Genomic DNA, 16,054 nt, shown 5'->3' with positions numbered 1-16,054 from the left:
CTTGGAACGACCTTGCCGCGGCATTCCCCTCTCCCCGCATGCGCGGAGAGGGGAATGCCCCCTCAGAACATCGCCTCGTCGAGCGCCATCATCGCACCCTTGCCCGCCTTCACGCCGGCCAGCAGACCCGCCACCTGAGGCAGGATGCGTTCCATGTAGAACCGCGCCGTGGTGAGCTTCGCCTCGTAGAAGTCGCGCTCGTCGGTTCCGGCTCGGAGGGCGGTGTGGGCGACCTTGGCCGAGCGCAGCCACATGTAGCCGAGCGCCACCAGCCCGAAGAGACGCAGGTACTCGGTGGCCGCGGCGCCCGCCTCCTCCGGATCCTTCAGCCCCTTCTGAGCGATGTGGGCCGTGGCGAGTTGCAGGGCGCCGAAGGCCTTCGACAGCGGCTGAGCGAGAGGCGCCAGATCGTCGTCCTCGATCGCCTCGTCCAAAGCGTTGAGCATCGGGTGGAAGAAGCTGCGGAGGAACCGCCCGGCATGGGCCGGAAGCTTGCGCCCGACGAGGTCGAGGGCCTGGATGCCGTTGGTGCCCTCGTAGATCATCGAGATCCGGGCATCGCGTACATATTGCTCCATGCCGTGGTCGCGGATGAAGCCGTGGCCGCCATAGACCTGCATGCCGATGCTCGCCGATTCGAAGCCGAGATCGGTGAACAGCGCCTTCACGATCGGCGTCATCAGCGCGGAGAAATCCTCCGCCCGGCGGCGCTCGGCCGGGTCGGGATGGCGCTCCATCACGTCCAGGCTGCGGGCGACCCAGGCGCCGAGCGCCCGGCAGCCCTCGTTATAGGCGCGGATCGTCATCAGCATCCGGCGCACGTCCGGGTGGACGATGATCGGGTCGGCGGCGAGATCGGGCCGCTTGGCGCCCACGAGGGACCGCCCCTGAAGCCGCTCCTTCGCATAGGCGACGGCCCCCTGATAGGCGGCCTCCCCCGCGCCCAGCCCCTGGATGCCCACCGACAGGCGCTCGCTGTTCATCATCGTGAACATCGCGCGCATGCCCTTGTGCGGCTCGCCGACGAGCCAGCCCTTGGCGTCATCGAAGGACATCTGGCACGTGGCGGAGGCCTTGATGCCCATCTTGTGCTCGAGGGCGGAGCAGGTGACGCCGTTGCGCTCGCCCGGCGTGCCGTCCGCGCGGGGCAGGAACTTCGGCACGAGGAACAGGCTGATGCCCTTCACGCCCTTCGGCGCGTCGGGGAGCTTGGCCAGCACGAGGTGGATGATGTTCTCGGTGAGGTCGTGGTCGCCCGCCGAGATGAAGATCTTCGAGCCGGTGATCGCGTAGGAGCCGTCGCCCTGCGGCACGGCCTTGGTCCGCAAGAGGCCGAGATCGGTGCCGCAATGGGGTTCCGTCAGGCACATCGTCCCCGACCACGTGCCGTCCACGAGCTTCGGCAGGTAGGCTGCCTTCAGCTCTTCCGAGGCATGGCCTTGAATGGCTTGATAGGCGCCGTGGCTCAGGCCCGGATAGAGACCGAAGGACAGGTTGGTCGAGCAGATCATCTCCTCGACCAGCTTGTTGATGCCCGCAGGCAGGCCCTGGCCGCCATAGGCGGGGTCGGAGCCCATGGCGGTCCAGCCGCCTTCCCGGAACGCCCTGTAGGCTTCGGGGAAGCCCTTCGGCGTGCGGACCACCCCGTTTTCAAGACGGCAGCCTTCCTCATCGCCGGAAGCGTTCAGCGGCAGCAGCCGCTCGGTGCAGAACTTCGCCGCTTCCTCGAGGATGGCGTCGGCAATGTCGGGGGTGAAGTCTTCCAGGCCCGGCAGGCCCTTCGTGTCGAAGTCGGCGTGCAGCTCTTGCAGCACGAAGCGCATGTCGCGCAGGGGAGCCTTGTAGGTCTGCATGGCCTTCAGTTCCTCACCGGCCGACCGGTTTCGATGACGCTCTCGAAGCGGTCGAGGGTCGCCTCGGTCCGCACGAGGCGCATGAAGCTGTCGCGTTCGAGTTCGAGGATCGCGTCCTCATCGAGGGCATCCAGGGTGTCGGTCTCGCCCCCGGAGAGGACCGAGGCCAGTTCCCCCGCCACGACGAGGTCGTGCTTGGTGGCGATGCCGCGCCGGGCGAAGCCCTCGGCCGCCATGCGCATGGCGAGCGCGCCCGCAGGGCCGGGCAGCGTCACAGTGACGGGCTTGGGCGCCTCGTAGCCCTCGACCAGGGACAGGGCCTTCGTCTTGGCGTCGGCGAGTAGCCTGTCGCGGTTCATGGTGATCCCGTCGCTCTCGCGCAGGAACAGGAGGTCGCGGGCCTCCTCCGCCGACTTGGCGACCGTGGCGGTCGAGACCGTCTCGAACACCTTGGCGGCGGCGGGCATCGGCCCCTTCGGCAGCTTGGGCGACGATTGCCAGCGGGCCAGCATCTCCTTGCAGCCGCCCCAGGCGGGCACGAGGCCGACACCGGCTTCCACGAGACCGATATAGGTCTCGGCATGGGCCTGCACCGCATCCGAGTGGAGCAGGATCTCGCAGCCGCCGCCGAGCGCCATCCCGGCGGGGGCGCTGACCACGGGGAAGGGCGCGTATTTCAACTGCCCGTAGGTCTGCTGACCCACCGAGACCAGCTTCTCGATCTCGCCCCAGGCGGCGATATTGGCGGCGAACAGGGCCAGCCCCAGATTCGCGCCGACCGAGAAATTGGAGCCCTCGTTATAGACCACGAGCGCCTTGTACTTGTCCTTGACGAGCTTGATGGTCTTGCCGAGCAGGATCATGATCTGCTCGTCCAGCGCGTTCGACTGTGAGGTGAACTCGAAGCAGACCACGCCGTCGCCGATATCCCACAGGGATGCCGAGCCGTTCTTGAGGAGCGGCTTGGCAGACAGCTTGATGTCCTCCAGCCGCAGCACACCCTCGGGGCGGACGATGTCCTTGTAGCCGCCCTCGGCCTGGAGCACCTGCCGCCGGCCGTTCTCGACGCGGTAGAAGGTCTGGCCGTTCAGCCCGGCGAGGATCGGCGGGACGGCATGGCCGTCCTTCGCCAGCCGCTCGGCCACGTAGGCCCCGCCGATTTTGTCGATCAGCTCGAACGGACCCCATTTCCAATTGTAGCCGAGGCGCATGGCCTCATCGATGGCGGCGACCTCGTCGCTCGCCTCGCCCACCAGCCCGGCGGCATAGGCCAGCGTCGGGCCGATCACCGTCCAGGCGTAGTCGCCGACGCGGCCCTTCAGGTCGAGCACCGCGCGCGGTCCCTTGGCCTCCTTCAGTGCCGGCAGGTCGGCCTTGGCGGAGGGCCTGTACTCACCGGTCTTGAGGTCGATGGCCTCCTTGGTCTTCTGACCGTCCTTCCGGTTCAGGCGGTAGAAGCCGCCCTTGCCCTTGCGACCGGTATAGCCGTCCGCGATCAGCTGCGTGATCACCGGCATCTCGCGATAGGTCGCGTGGAACGCGTCCTCCGGCGGCAGGGCGGCGCGCAGGCTCTTGGTGGTGTGCGGGATCAGGTCGAGGCCAACCAGATCCACGAGGCCGAACACGCCGGTTTTCGGGATGCCGAAGGGGCGGCCCATCACGGCATCCGCTTCCTCCACCGGCACGCCAAGGTCGTCGGCCGCCGCGATGGCGTTCTGAATCCAGAAGATGCCGAGACGGTTGGCGATGAAGCCCGGCCGGTCCTTGCAGCGGACGATGCTCTTGCCGAGCTTCCGGTCGGCGAAGTCCACCACAGTCTGGGCGAGCTCTGGATCGGTCTGCGACCCCGTCACGATCTCCAGCAGCCGCATGTAGCGCGGCGGGTTGAAGAAGTGGGTGATGAGGAAGTCGCGCCGGAACGCCTCGGGCATGCCCTCGATCAGCGCGTCGAGGGGGATGGTCGAGGTGTTGGACGAGATCGCGGTGCCCGGACGGCGCACCGCGTCGATGCGCTTGTAGAGGGCCTGCTTCGCGTCGAGGCGCTCGATCACCACCTCGATGATCCAGTCGACCTCGGAGAGGCGGTCGAGATGATCCTCGACGTTCAGGGTTTCCACGAGCTTGGCGGCGCGCGGCGACATGAACGACGCGGGCTCCGTCTTGAGCATCTTCGCGACGGCGCCCTTGGCGAGCGCGTTCCGGTCGGCGGCGCCCTCGGGGACGATGTCCATGAGGAGAACCGGCACACCGGCATTGGCGACATGGGCGGCGATGCCGGAGCCCATGACTCCGGCGCCGATGACGGCGACTTTGCGGATCCCGGTCATCAGATGCGCTCCAGAACGGTGGCGATGCCTTGCCCGCCGCCGATGCACTGGGTGGCCAGTGCGAAGCGACCGCCCTCGCGGGACAGGAGCGAGGCCGCCTTACCGACGATGCGCGCGCCCGTGGCCCCAAGCGGGTGGCCGAGTGCGATGGCGCCGCCGTCGATGTTGACGATCTTTTCGTCGAGGCCGAGGTCGCGCATGCAAGCGAGCGCCTGGGAGGCGAAGGCTTCGTTCAGTTCGACCACGCTCAGCGCGTCGGCGGCGATGCCCGCCCGCGCCAGCGCCTTGCGCGAAGCGACCACGGGACCCATGCCCATGATCTCCGGCTCGCAGCCCGCGACCGCGACCGAGGCGACGCGCGCCAGAGGCTTCAGCCCGTGGCGGTTCGCGAAGCCCTCGCTGCACACGAGCACCGCCGAGGCGCCATCGGTCAGCGGCGAGGAGGTGCCGGCGGTCACCGAGCCGTCCTGTTGGAAGGCGGGCTTGAGGCTGGCGAGACCTTCGGCGCTGGCATCCGCCCGGATGCAGCCATCGGTTTCGACGGTGCCGCCCTTGGTGGTGATCGGGACGATCTCGGCGGCGAGCCGCCCGTCTCCTTGCGCTTTGGCTGCCTTGTGGTGGCTTGCCACTGCGAAGGCTTCCTGATCCGCGCGGGAGATTTCCCACCGGCGGGCCACGTTCTCGGCGGTGTCGCCCATGCCCATGTAGGCACCGGGGCGCTTCTCATAGAGCGCCGGGTTCGGCATAGGGTTGAAGCCCATCATCGGCACGCGGCTCATGCTCTCCACGCCCGCGCAGACGAAGGCCTCGCCCGCGCCCAGCGCGATCTGCCCCGCCGCCATGTGAACCGACTGCATCGACGAGCCGCAGAACCGGTTCACCGTGACGCCGCCGACGCTGAGGTCAAGATCGGCCATCAGGCCGATCAGGCGGGCGACGTTGAAGCCTTGCTCGCCCTCGGGGAAGGCGCAGCCGACGATCAGGTCCTCGATCTCCTTGGAGGGGATGTTCGCCTCGGTGACGAGGCGGCGCACCACCTGCGCGGCGAGCTCGTCCGGGCGGACCCGGGCGAGGGCGCCCTTCTTGGCCGGGGTGAAGGGCGAGCGTGCATAGCCCGCGATAACCACGTTGGTCATGCTGTCCTCTCGGAGTTGTCGCGATGAAGATCAAAGGCAGGGAGCGGAGAGCGCGACAGAACGGCCCCCTCCGCGGTCATTGCGAACGCAGTGAAGCAATCCAGGGCGGCTGGCTGCCTGGGGACGTGATGCGCCCCTGAATTGCTTCGCTTCGCTCGCAATGACGACGTCAGTCGAGACGAGCGCCAGCCCTTTACCGGGCGCCGCGCGCTTTGCGGGCCGGGGGCAGGGCGGCTAGCGCGCCCTGCGCCTGCTGCTCGATGGCCCGCAGTTCGGCGAGCGTCTCGGTCAGCGCCTTCTCCTGCTCGATCAGGCTGTCGATGCGGTTCTGCACCCGCTTGAGCAGGGCGCGCAGCTGTTCCTGCTGCGTCGGATCGGCATCGTAAAGGTCGAGATATTCCTTGATCTCGCGCAGGGTGAAGCCCAGCCGCTTGCCGCGCAGGATGAGGATGAGCCGCGCCCGGTCCCGGTGCGTATAGACCCGGGTGTTCCCGACCCTTTGCGGGTTCAGGAGACCCTTGTCCTCGTAGAAACGGACCGTTCTCGCCGTCACACCCAGGTCGTTGGCGAGCTGTGTCACTGTATAGAGCAGATCGGACACAGGGGGCCTTCTCATCGACAAGGCCACCGTAGGCATGGAGCGCGCGAGGCGTCAATTCCGGCCCGGCATGCCCGAGAGTGCCAACGTCGTCCATCGTCCCCCTCCTTCTGCGCGGCCCGACCCTCTCCGGGGTCCTTCTCCGACAGCCCGCCGACTTCCCCGCCTGGGCTAACGTATACGTCAACCCATAATCCATTACGTCATTGTTGCGCAAGACCGTTCCGAGCTCATCACGGCGCACGATAATGCCAAGGCCCGAAGGAGTTGCGACACGCTCTCGATGACGTGAAAATGTCACAGCGCCGCAGTTCCGGCCCGAAACGCAGACGTCCGGCGGCAAGCGTCGCCGTTCCGTCTTGCATTTTTATTCCGCTTTCGGCAGCGTCCTCGCCTATAGGGAAGGCCGGACGCCACGATTCTTTCCGGCTGACCTCGCGGGAACCGGTTCTGCTTCGCGGACTGATCCCAATGTTGCCGATGATCTCTCTTCGGCGACCGAATATTAACCAAGTCAACAACAAGCCCTCAAAGGGCGATTTCCAGATCAACTCCTTGGGGAGGAACGGGATGAGGACGATGCTTGGCGCCCAGGTCGGCGCTGCAGCCCTATTGGCGACGCTTCTGAGCGGCACGGCCGCCTTCGCGGGCGCGTTCGGGCTTCGGGAGCAGAGCACGCAGGCCCAGGGGCTGGGCTTCGCGGGCGCGGCGGCGGGCTCCGGCGGCGTGTCGTCGATGTTCTGGAACCCGGCCGTCATCACGATGCGGCCCGGCTTCGTCACCGAGCAGAACCTCACCTATCTCGGTCCCTCGGCGACCATCACACCGGCCCCCGGCACGAACCCGGCCTTCGCGGGCCTCGGCGGCTCGGGCGATATCGGCCAGGGCGCGGTGCTCCCTGCAGGCGCGAGCTCCTACCAGATTAACGACCGCCTCTGGCTCGGCATTTCGACCGGCGCCCCGTTCGGCCTGACCACCAAGCCGAATCAGGCCTGGGCCGGCGAGGTCTACGGCCGCTCGTCGCGGATCTTCTCACTGGCCTTTAACCCGGTTGTCGGCTTCAAGGTGAACGAGTGGCTCTCGATCGCCGCCGGTCCGAACATCGAGTATTTCCGCCTGACCCTGCGCCAGGCCCTGCCGCTCCCCGGCCTGCCCCCGGCGGCCTATCCCAGCTCCTTCCTAAAGGGCGAATCCTGGGGTGTCGGCTTCACCGCTGGCGCCACCATCACCCCGTGGGAAGGCACGGTGCTCGGCATCGGCTACCGCTCCTCGGTGCATCACGATATCGACGGTTCCATCGGCGTGCCGATCCTCGCCCTGGCACCGCTGGCCGGGCAGGTGCGCGCAAACCTCAACACGCCGGAGAAGCTCAGCGTCGGCCTGACCCAGGCGGTGAGCCCGGTGGCCCGTGTCTCCCTCGGCTTCGAATGGGACAACTGGTCGAGGCTCGGCACGGTCGGCATCGTGTCGAACCGGCTCGGCGTGGCGGTGAACAACCTGCCGCTGAACTACAAGGACGGCTACTACTACTCGATCGGCGGCGAGTACGACGTGAACGCCGCCCTGACGGTGCGTGCGGGCTTCGGCTACGAGACCTCGCCGATCGACTTCAGCAACCGGTCGGTGCGCCTGCCCGACGGCGACCGCTACAGCCTGAACGTCGGCGCGAGCTACCGCTGGAGCAACCAGCTCGACGCTGAACCTCGCCTATTCGCACCTGTTCCTCGACAAGTCGCGGATCCTGGCGGGCCTCGGGCGCGACTACAACGTCGGCAACATCGCCTTCGCGGGGGTCGTGGATTCGAGCGTCGACATCGTTTCGGTCGGCTTCCGCTACGCGTTCGGCGCCCCGCCCGTGGCCGCCCCTGCGCCGCTGGTGCGCAAGTACTGACACGGACGGCTCGGACAAGCGCCTGTGCTTGTCCGAGCCTGTGACCGTCAGGCGAGGTGGCGCCCTTCGGCGATTCCAAACATCAGATAATGTTGAAGCGGGTCCATGTGCGCCGCCGCCACATCGGGGTTGGCGGCGAGGTAGGCGCTGGTGTCGAATGCCGCTGACGGATCGCGCCCCTCACGCCAGCCGAACTGATCATAGTGAGCCAGCGGGTTCATGCCCGAGGCGGCCACGTCGGGATTGTGTGCCAAGTAGTAGGCCGAGTCGAAGAAGGCGTCGGCATTTCGGCCCTCTTTCCAGCCGTTTGATTGGTAGTGATTGAACGCGAAGGCGAACGTATCGCCCCCCGCCGTCAGCGCAGCCTTCGCGACGTCAGGATTGGCCAGGAGGTAGTACTCGCTGTCGAAGGAGCCGTGTGTGAAGTCGCCCGCCTTACCGACGGCGGCATAGGCCTTCCGGCCCTCGCCCTGCCCGAATTGAAGATAGTGAGCGAAGGGGTCGATCCCGGCAGCCTTCACGTCCGGATTGTGCGCCAGATATTGCTCGTTGTCGAAGAAGGCGGCGGGATCGCGGCCTTCCTTCCATCCATATTGTTGGTAATGCGCCAGCGGATCCATCCCAGCCTTGGCCACGTCCGGATTGGCGGCGAGGTAGCCGTCTCGCGAGAACGAATCGCTCTCCGAGGTGGATCTCAGAGGCGCGGAGACATCCTTCGCGGTCGAGGCGCCATAGAGGCCCGGATCCTTCCCGTCCGGCGCGGATACGGCTTGCTGCGCAATGGCGGTCGCGTTCGGGTCCTTCGAGTAAGCGCGGATGTAATCGATCTTCATCGACATCGGGACGCCCGCCGCATCGGCGTCGTTCTCCGTTGCCAAGTTGGCGATCATGTACATGGGCCCGTGCATGTCCGTTGGGGTCGGCTTGGACCCCATGAACTGACCGTCGAAGTAGAAGCTGATCTTATCCTTCTGCCAATCCATGCCATAGGTGTGGTAACCCGTGATCTGGCTCGGGTTGTCGCTGAAGACCTGAAGATTGGCGTTCCCGTCCTTGTTCGGCTCGGGATCCGTGGTGTGGATCCACCGATACGAACCCTGATTGTACACGCCATAATGCTCGATGATGTCGGCTCCTGCCATCCCGGCAGTTTGTTGGGGTTGGGGGCCGGATTGTTGGGCAGCATCCAGAACGCGTCCCAACCGCCCTTGGTGTCGGTGAGATCGGCGCGCATCTCGAAATACCCGTAGGTCTGCGAGAAGTTGCCCTGCGTGGTGATCAGGCCCGATTCCCAGCTGCCCGGATAGCCGTACTTCGTCTTGTCGGGGACGGCCGTGATGGTGAGTGCGCCACCCTGCACGTTGAACGGATCGTAGCCGGACGCGGCGTCCACGAAGGACGATCGCCCGAAGCCGATGTCCGAATTCTCATCGAACCGCCATTGCGACCGGATGTCGGCCCAGGTCGTGCCCTGGCCCGTTTGCGAGATGCTGCGGGTGTTGAATTCGTCGTCGAACGTCAGTCGATAGCCGGTGAGGTCGATCAGCGACATCCTGCAGATCCTCGCATGTCCAGGATCCGGCCTGTACGCGAACAGGATTAAGTGTTGCTTTCATCCGGTTCGCGTCAATTGTCGCACGATGGTGGTTCGCTGTGAGACGAACGGCGCCGCGCGCTCTCTCCTATTTGTCCACTTTTGAAAAAAGAGCCGATCGGGATCACGAAGAATTAAGTTCGATCTTGGACTTCCCGCGCGTGTGACCCGATGGACAGGGCGGGACAGCGCGCCGATCACATCCGCCCATCCCGCCCCTTGTCGCGCATCTGCTTCAGGGTGAACTCGATCCTGTCTGCAAACAGCGAGGCCGCTCGGATGGAAATGTGGTTCTCGTCCTTGAAGGCTACGATGCCCTCGATACGAGGCCAGCAGATATCCTCCTTGCAAAGGTCGTTGGTGAAATCGAGGACCTTGGTTGTCGAGACTTGATCGGCCCAGGCTCGCTCCGCGCTTCTGATGTCCGCAGGAGCCGCAGTCTCCACCCGCCGTGAGCATCGCCGCTCGTCGTCCTGGTTCGCGAGACGCGACAGGCAAATGGGGATGTCCACACCCATCTTGGGCGTATCGGCAAGCATCAGAATGTTGGGCTGGGTCGTTCCAATCCTCTTCATCGTCTCGAGGGTCGCTTTCGCGAAGAGTTGCGTATCGAGACGATTTTCCCTGTCGTTGAAATAGCCGAAAGAATGTTGGCTCATCACCAACATCGTCGACTTCTGATCCGCGATCTCTTCCACGACACGCTGGCGCCATTCCGTGCATTCCGGCATCGGGCGCTTCACGAAGTGGTTGAAAGGCGTCAACATCGCCACCGGACAGGCGGATTTGAGATACGTCTGCAGTTCCCAGCCGTTCTTTTCCGACAACTTTTTCAGCACATCGAGCCATTGAGCGGCGTGAGAATCGCCGAACAGAACCAGCTTCGTCGCAGAACCAACCGAACCGAACTTACATCGAACGATTTCGGTCCCGGTATAGGGCGCGAGGCAATCGTGCAGCGGATCATCCTTGGCTGCGAAGATATCCTGCTGGCGGATGTCGCTCGGCGGTTTTGCGAAGGTACTCTTCGCGAAGAACTGAAGGCCGACGCAGGCCAGTAGCGCGACGCCCATGGACACGCCCAGCACCGGCACCGATCGTTGACCCTGGCCCATTCGCCGGAAGGGATTCTCGATCGTCCGGTAGGTCAGATCGGCTAGGACAAAGCTCGATGCGATCGCAGCTATCCGGCCGGTCCATGTCTCCATGGGGAGATAGGCATTGACGAACAGGATGATGGGCCAATGCCAGAGATAAAGGCCATATGACCGCTGGCCTATGAACACCAGCGGGGGCTGCTGAGGACGGAAGAGACAGGGTTCCGATCACCACCGCTGCCGCCGTACAAGAGGAGAGCCATTCCCGCGACGGGCGCGATCGTCAGGAAGCCCGGGTAATTCACGCTGCCGCTGAAGGCGACTGCTGAGCCGACCACGAGTGACAAGCCGAGAGCGGTGATCAAGGCCGGAGTGACGATATGGTCGCGAAACTTGGCTTCCCCCATGAGCGCAACCAGGGCACCCGCGGCGAATTCCCAATAGCGCGTAAAGAATGAAAAGAAGCCCATCGGCTGATTGCGCTGGGTCGTCCATTCACAAAGACCCAGGCCAATGACGATCAGGGCCACGATGATGAGCACCTTGAACGACTTTTGGCGCGCCCAACACAGACAATAAACCAACACGGGCCAAGTCAGATAGAATTGCTCTTCGACGCTCAGACTCCACGTATGCAGGAACGGTTGCATTCCAGAATCGGAAAAATACGCGGTCGACTGCCGTATAAACAGTATGTTGGAAATATAGAGACAGGCCGCTATGGCACTTCGAGCAACCTGTTCACGCTCGATGGGAGAGACCAAGAAAATCGCCAGAAATAAAGAGATCGTAATGACAACGAGCTGAAGCGGCATCAGCCGATAGGCGCGTCGTATATAGAAGCGCAAAAAATTGATACGGCCGGACTGATTGCGCTCTGCGACCAGCAATCGCGTGACGAGATATCCGGAGATGACGAAGAAGACGTCAACTCCTATGAAGCCTCCCTGAAATACCTCGCTGCCGACATGGAATGCAATGACCAATGCGACGGCCAGCGCCCTCGCACCTTCTACATCAGGCCTGTATTCGCTCCGTCCTGACATCTGGCGTCATCCGTGAATTCCGCCGAATTCATGCTGCTGTGCACGCGAAAAGAACAATTTCTATTGCGCATGCGAAGGCATGTACTGGGGCTTGTCTCGATTTTGAGCTTTATGGAAGGCAGCGTGAGAGATTCAAGCTCATGGTTCTCGGAAATGTCGAGAATTTTCTGCACCTTTTCGTCGTTGCGGCATGGCATCTGCGCGGCGAGATAAGCCAACCCTTTGTCCGGATTGACGATTCGGTTCAATATTTCGCGGATATCATGGATGATGTCGAAGATTGCTGATTTGACTTAGATCAAGCGAGCCGTCGTATGGCGCAGTTGCTTCAGATAGCGCTGTGCCATCGGAGCGCCCGGCGAACACAGGCAGATATCTTCAGCAAGCCTTCGCGGCCTCGAAATCGAAACAGCGTGCTTTGACATCTTGCTCGAGTTCAGTCGTTGGGGCGCGGCGTCCAAACGCCATTCTGGACAAGTGTCTCGGCCTCCAGGGTTGGCCTTAAGGGCGCTGCGGCCAAGTTTCTGGAGCGACGGGCTCAGCCCACTTGGACGACCGCTTGCGCCATCCTTACGCGGTCAGCAGGTTCTTCAGGTCGGCGCGACCGAGCTCGTCGATTCGCGGCTCGCGGTAGCAAGGTTCGATACGAAATTCTGATAATCGTCCGCATGCTGCTTTGCGGGAAAATGGCTCATGAATTCGACGATTTCGTCGTCCGTCTCGAAGAAATATCCGAACTTCCCAACCCGACTCTCCAGGTATTTAGAGAAGTCGCTGGCAATGCCTATTCCGGGAGTCTGCGTGACGATCATATCCATGATGGCGCCGCTTGCCTGGAACGTGTAGGGATCGGTCGGCAATTGCAGAAGAAAGTCTGCGGCTCTTATGGTATCTAACCGCTCATTGTAGGGCTTCGAAAAAGAGCGTCCTAGAGCACTATTGCTGAACTCATTCTTGATTTCCACGAAGTCGAAACAACCCTTGGCCTGCGCTATCTCCGCGAGCCGCGCGAGGGTCTGAAGCCGCGTCTCGGGCAAACGGTGCCATCCGTGCAGGAACAGGACGGATGTGCCGCCCTTGATCGAAGGAGCGTTGCCGCTTGGCTTCGCATTCTGGCCGTGCACCCCAACGGGGTGAATGACGGAATGGAGCCTCTTGGCGCGCACAAACCCCGGAAGCGCCCGTAGAGTATTGGCTCTGATGTTTTCGCCAAGGACGATGAAGCGGTTGTTCGGAAACAGGTTGATCAGGAAAAACGCCTTGAGCTTCGCGATCACCTTGTTGTGCAAGCCGCTTTTGCCGAGGGAGGCCAGATGGCTGTGGAAGACCCAGCACTTCAAGCCCTTGTAGTGCTTGCGACCGGCTATATTGCAGTGAAGCCAGACATTATATTCGAGATTGAAGAAAAATAATAAATCAGTCGGTGCCTCCGAGGTGGCCTTGTCGATCAAGCCAGTGACTTCAGAGCGATCATGATAGCCGCGATAGGAGATGGTAGCGTCCGATCCGGTCAGGTCGGCATATTTCTGCAAAGCTTGCGCGTGAGACGCTTCAGCAATGACGATGATTTCTCGTGCGATGTGTGCGAAATGTCGAATAAAACCCGTATTGACGAGAATGTGAGATTCGCCGACCACTGACGGATCAACGATAATCACGCGATTCAATTCACGACTCACGATTCTAAATCTCCGAAGCGCGCACCGGTTTTGCTTTTCAATTCGGAGGCGGTGGTGACGATCATGCAATGCAGCATAGGCATATAGCGCCGTCGTGGTCGCTGCCAAGACGAAAGTCGATCGCCTCACTGCAAGGTTCCGCCAGGCGGGCGGGCCTCTGGTCCTCCGTGCCAGCGAGGGGGGGCGTGATGGCCAGCCGGGATGAGGACGGCCCTGTCCCATTTCGGGCGGCCCGAAGGTTGCTTGGATCGATCAGTTTCACAGTCCGGAAGCGTGGCTTCTCAAGCTAGACCCGCGACCGCGTCATTCTTGGACAGTGTTAGGCACATGCGAAAAATGGTGGCACAGTTGGGCATCGGTAGGTTATAATCCGCGGCAAGATGCCCAAACATTCTGTTTAATTTGAAGGACTTTTCTTATGAATTGGAGAACCCCGGCGTTAATTGGTGGGTTTTTATTCTCATTCATTTCGGCTAATGTTGCATTTGCGCAAAATACAAAAGATTATGTCTTGGGCCCGGAAGACAAGCTCAAGATCGCAGTCTACGAATGGCGTCCTGCACGGAACGAAGCCTATGAATGGTCGGCCCTGAAGGGTGAATTCACTGTCGGGCCGGACGGCATGCTCTCACTGCCGTTGATCGGCCAGGTGCAGGTCGCCAAGCTCAAAGTGGCCGATATCTCCTCGATCATCTCGGATAAGCTCCAGAGCAAATTCGGTCTCACGCAACGGCCCGACGCGGCCGTGGAGATTTCTCATTTTCGGCCGTTCTATATCGTCGGCTACGTCAATCGGCCCGGCAGCTACGAGTTCAAGCCTGATCTGAATGCGCTTCAGGCCATTGCCGTCGCGGGCGGGCTGTTCCGGCCCGAGAGCAATCTCAACGGCTATCGGCGGGACAACATCACGCAAACCGGCGACCTACAGGTCAACCGGCTGGAGCTCATGCAGCTCGTCGCGCGCAAGGCGCGGCTCCAGGCCGAGATCGACGGAAGTCAGAAGATTGCGTTCCCGCCCGAATTCAAAACACTCAAGCCTGCCGAGCGCTTGGAAAGCGTCGCGGCCGAAGAAGAGAAGCTCTTCAATTCTCGTATGGTGTCGTTGCAGACGCAGATCGAATCCCTGACTCAGGTGAAGGGCCTGTTGCTCAAGGAGATCGATGCGGTCAAGACGAAGCAAGTGACCCAGGATCGCCAAGTCGAGCTTGCCCAGCGCGAACTCGAGGGCGTGAACACCCTGGCCAGCAAGGGATTGGCCGTCTCGGCACGTCAGATCTCCGTCGAGCAGATGGTCGCCCAGCTGACGAGCTTGAAGCAGGATCTGAAGCTGACCGAGATTCGCCTGAGGCAGGATGTCAGCAAGGCGGATCGGGACATGCAAGATCTTCGCGACACGCGGCGAATGGAGGACCTGAAGGTTCTGCAGGAGGTCGACGCCAATATTCAGAAGATCAGGCGTCGCATGGCCGTCAACGAGGAGCTCATCGACAACGGTCAGGCCGACATGTCGAGAAGGATGCGCAACGGACAAACGGACACGAGCCTTCCGGCCGTGGTCGCCATCGATCGCGTCGTTTCGGGCAAGATCCAGCAGACACTGGCGGATGCCAGCACGAAGATCATGCCGGGGGATACGATCCGCGTTCTCAAGCTTCCCAGCGACAGCGAGGATCAGGCGGCTAATTGAGCCTCATGGTCTGGGGCGGCCTTGAAGCATGTCTTGCTCTTGGCCCCCGGACCCGGTCGAATTTTGCGGGATAGATTCGGTAGGTGGGTGTCATCCGGCGCAATATATTGTCATCATAACGTCGATGATCGTTCTGATGAAACCGGCGGATCCCGTTAAGCGTACGGTATGACTCGGCGAAAGAAGGAAACATGACAATCAACACTCCGCCTCCTGTCGGTAGCCGTATCGAACCCGAATCCAGCGACGCTGGCATCTCGTATGCCGCCATACGCCGGTTCATCAGGAGGAACTCGAAGCTGATCTTGATCGGCGGCCTCATCGGAGCGACCGCAGGCTACATTTATTGCAAGACGGCTAGCCCTATCTACACCGCCCGCGCGCGAATCCTTCTTTCCGAAAAGCCGAGATCTGTCAGCTACATCGATGGAACGAGTTCGTATCAGTACACGCTCGATACGCCGCAGATCGAAAGTCAGAGCCAGGTTCTGCATTCCGAGCAGCTGAGCCGTGAGGTCATCGGCAAGCTGGGTCTTCTCAACGATCCGGAGCTTCAAGGCACGCCGGGGCTGCTGAGCCGCCTGAAGGAATATCTCAGCCTGACGGACGGCGATCAGGGCGCCAGCAAGTCCGACGCGATGAATTCGGTCATCGCCGCCTTCGATGGCCGCCTCGGCACGCAGCGCCTGGGGCAATCCTACGTCATCGAGCTCGACGTTCTCCTCGCAGAGCCCGACCAAGTCCGCGAAGATCGTCAATTCGCTCACGGCTGATTACATCAAGAATCGAGCTGGAGATTAAGGTGAAGGCGGCCGAAAGCGGCAGCGAGCTGATCGAACGGCGCCTCGCCGACCTGAAGAAGCAGCTCGACATCGCCTCCGCCGCGGTCGCGACGGGGACGATCGACGTGGAGACCTTCCCCTCGGCCGATGCCCGCGTGCTGACGGCCGCGTCGCCGCCATTCGGTCCGAGCTGGCCGAAGACCGGCATCACGACCATCATCATGGGGATCCTCGGTTTCGTTCTGGCGGCCCTGGTCGCGATGCTGCGGGCCAACGGGCCGCTGAACTTCAACGATTAGGCGCGGCCACCCGAGAGGGCCGAGCGTTCCGCAGGGCCCTGCGCCCTCGCGGAACGCTGGCCTGT

The 16,054-nt window shown here is 62.6% G+C and carries 12 protein-coding genes and 1 pseudogene; 4 read left to right on the top strand and 9 right to left on the bottom strand.

What is annotated here, in order from left to right:
- Positions 1 to 62: 62 nt before the first annotated feature.
- The 4 genes from ACFQE0_RS04375 to ACFQE0_RS04360 all read right to left on the bottom strand — a co-directional run bounded on the left by ACFQE0_RS04375 (position 63) and on the right by ACFQE0_RS04360 (position 5,917).
- Complete coding sequence (locus ACFQE0_RS04375; protein ID WP_378967431.1) at positions 63 to 1,853, bottom strand: acyl-CoA dehydrogenase C-terminal domain-containing protein; 1,791 nt, start codon at positions 1,851 to 1,853, stop codon at positions 63 to 65.
- Positions 1,854 to 1,858: 5 nt separating this feature from the next.
- A complete protein-coding gene (locus tag ACFQE0_RS04370; RefSeq protein ID WP_378967429.1) occupies positions 1,859 to 4,180 on the bottom strand; it encodes a 3-hydroxyacyl-CoA dehydrogenase/enoyl-CoA hydratase family protein in 2,322 nt (773 codons plus the stop codon).
- On the bottom strand, positions 4,180 to 5,316 hold the full coding sequence (locus ACFQE0_RS04365) for a thiolase family protein (RefSeq protein ID WP_378967427.1): 1,137 nt from the start codon (positions 5,314 to 5,316) through the stop codon (positions 4,180 to 4,182). The genes ACFQE0_RS04370 and ACFQE0_RS04365 overlap by 1 nt, the downstream gene beginning before the upstream one ends.
- 193 nt (positions 5,317 to 5,509) lie before the next feature.
- Positions 5,510 to 5,917 carry a MerR family transcriptional regulator gene (locus tag ACFQE0_RS04360; RefSeq protein ID WP_378967425.1) on the bottom strand — a complete coding sequence of 136 codons (408 nt, stop codon included), beginning with the start codon at positions 5,915 to 5,917 and terminating at the stop codon, positions 5,510 to 5,512.
- Positions 5,918 to 6,484: 567 nt separating this feature from the next.
- Between ACFQE0_RS04360 and ACFQE0_RS04355 the strand changes: the two are divergent.
- Positions 6,485 to 7,805 (top strand): annotated as a pseudogene (locus ACFQE0_RS04355) (OmpP1/FadL family transporter).
- Between the two features lie 47 nt (positions 7,806 to 7,852).
- On the opposite strand, the gene ACFQE0_RS04350 reads toward ACFQE0_RS04355, so the two are convergent.
- From ACFQE0_RS04350 to ACFQE0_RS04330, 5 genes are all read right to left on the bottom strand, one after another.
- Positions 7,853 to 8,788 (bottom strand): LamG domain-containing protein, encoded by a 936-nt coding sequence (locus ACFQE0_RS04350; RefSeq protein ID WP_378975259.1) that lies wholly within the window; start codon positions 8,786 to 8,788, stop codon positions 7,853 to 7,855.
- On the bottom strand, positions 8,692 to 9,357 hold the full coding sequence (locus ACFQE0_RS04345) for a LamG domain-containing protein (RefSeq protein ID WP_378975729.1): 666 nt from the start codon (positions 9,355 to 9,357) through the stop codon (positions 8,692 to 8,694). Before ACFQE0_RS04345 ends, ACFQE0_RS04350 begins: the two co-directional genes overlap by 97 nt.
- Before the next feature lie 239 nt (positions 9,358 to 9,596).
- Positions 9,597 to 10,685 (bottom strand): acyltransferase family protein, encoded by a 1,089-nt coding sequence (locus ACFQE0_RS04340; RefSeq protein ID WP_378967422.1) that lies wholly within the window; start codon positions 10,683 to 10,685, stop codon positions 9,597 to 9,599.
- On the bottom strand, positions 10,676 to 11,542 hold the full coding sequence (locus ACFQE0_RS04335) for an acyltransferase family protein (protein WP_378967420.1): 867 nt from the start codon (positions 11,540 to 11,542) through the stop codon (positions 10,676 to 10,678). The genes ACFQE0_RS04340 and ACFQE0_RS04335 overlap by 10 nt, the downstream gene beginning before the upstream one ends.
- Positions 11,543 to 12,132: 590 nt before the next feature.
- Entirely contained in the window at positions 12,133 to 13,221 is a 1,089-nt protein-coding gene (locus ACFQE0_RS04330) for a hypothetical protein (protein WP_378967417.1), read from the bottom strand.
- Positions 13,222 to 13,639: 418 nt separating this feature from the next.
- Here ACFQE0_RS04330 and ACFQE0_RS04325 point away from each other — a divergent pair, with 418 nt between their 5' ends.
- From ACFQE0_RS04325 to ACFQE0_RS04315, 3 genes are all read left to right on the top strand, one after another.
- Entirely contained in the window at positions 13,640 to 14,908 is a 1,269-nt protein-coding gene (locus ACFQE0_RS04325) for a polysaccharide biosynthesis/export family protein (RefSeq protein ID WP_378967415.1), read from the top strand.
- A gap of 191 nt (positions 14,909 to 15,099) precedes the next feature.
- Positions 15,100 to 15,681 carry a Wzz/FepE/Etk N-terminal domain-containing protein gene (locus ACFQE0_RS04320; protein WP_378967412.1) on the top strand — a complete coding sequence of 194 codons (582 nt, stop codon included), beginning with the start codon at positions 15,100 to 15,102 and terminating at the stop codon, positions 15,679 to 15,681.
- Between the two features lie 29 nt (positions 15,682 to 15,710).
- Positions 15,711 to 15,989, top strand: coding sequence for a hypothetical protein (locus tag ACFQE0_RS04315; RefSeq protein WP_378967410.1), 279 nt, complete (start codon positions 15,711 to 15,713; stop codon positions 15,987 to 15,989).
- Positions 15,990 to 16,054: the final 65 nt, after the last annotated feature.

It is taken from the genome of Methylobacterium komagatae (assembly GCF_042661665.1).
In the GTDB taxonomy this organism is placed as follows: domain Bacteria; phylum Pseudomonadota; class Alphaproteobacteria; order Rhizobiales; family Beijerinckiaceae; genus Methylobacterium; species Methylobacterium komagatae.
The sequence above is the reverse complement of the archived record's forward strand: the minus strand, read 5'-3'. Positions and strand labels throughout refer to the sequence as shown.

Excerpts from the sequence above, each read along its gene's own strand:
- ACFQE0_RS04375 (WP_378967431.1), bottom strand. The coding sequence starts at position 1,853 with ATGCAGACCTACAAGGCTCCCCTGCGCGACATGCGCTTCGTGCTGCAA.
- ACFQE0_RS04370 (WP_378967429.1), bottom strand. The coding sequence starts at position 4,180 with ATGACCGGGATCCGCAAAGTCGCCGTCATCGGCGCCGGAGTCATGGGC.
- ACFQE0_RS04365 (WP_378967427.1), bottom strand. The coding sequence starts at position 5,316 with ATGACCAACGTGGTTATCGCGGGCTATGCACGCTCGCCCTTCACCCCG.
- ACFQE0_RS04350 (WP_378975259.1), bottom strand. The coding sequence starts at position 8,788 with ATGGATTGGCAGAAGGATAAGATCAGCTTCTACTTCGACGGTCAGTTC.
- ACFQE0_RS04345 (WP_378975729.1), bottom strand. The coding sequence starts at position 9,357 with ATGTCGCTGATCGACCTCACCGGCTATCGACTGACGTTCGACGACGAA.
- ACFQE0_RS04335 (WP_378967420.1), bottom strand. The coding sequence starts at position 11,542 with ATGTCAGGACGGAGCGAATACAGGCCTGATGTAGAAGGTGCGAGGGCG.
- ACFQE0_RS04325 (WP_378967415.1), top strand. The coding sequence starts at position 13,640 with ATGAATTGGAGAACCCCGGCGTTAATTGGTGGGTTTTTATTCTCATTC.
- ACFQE0_RS04320 (WP_378967412.1), top strand. The coding sequence starts at position 15,100 with ATGACAATCAACACTCCGCCTCCTGTCGGTAGCCGTATCGAACCCGAA.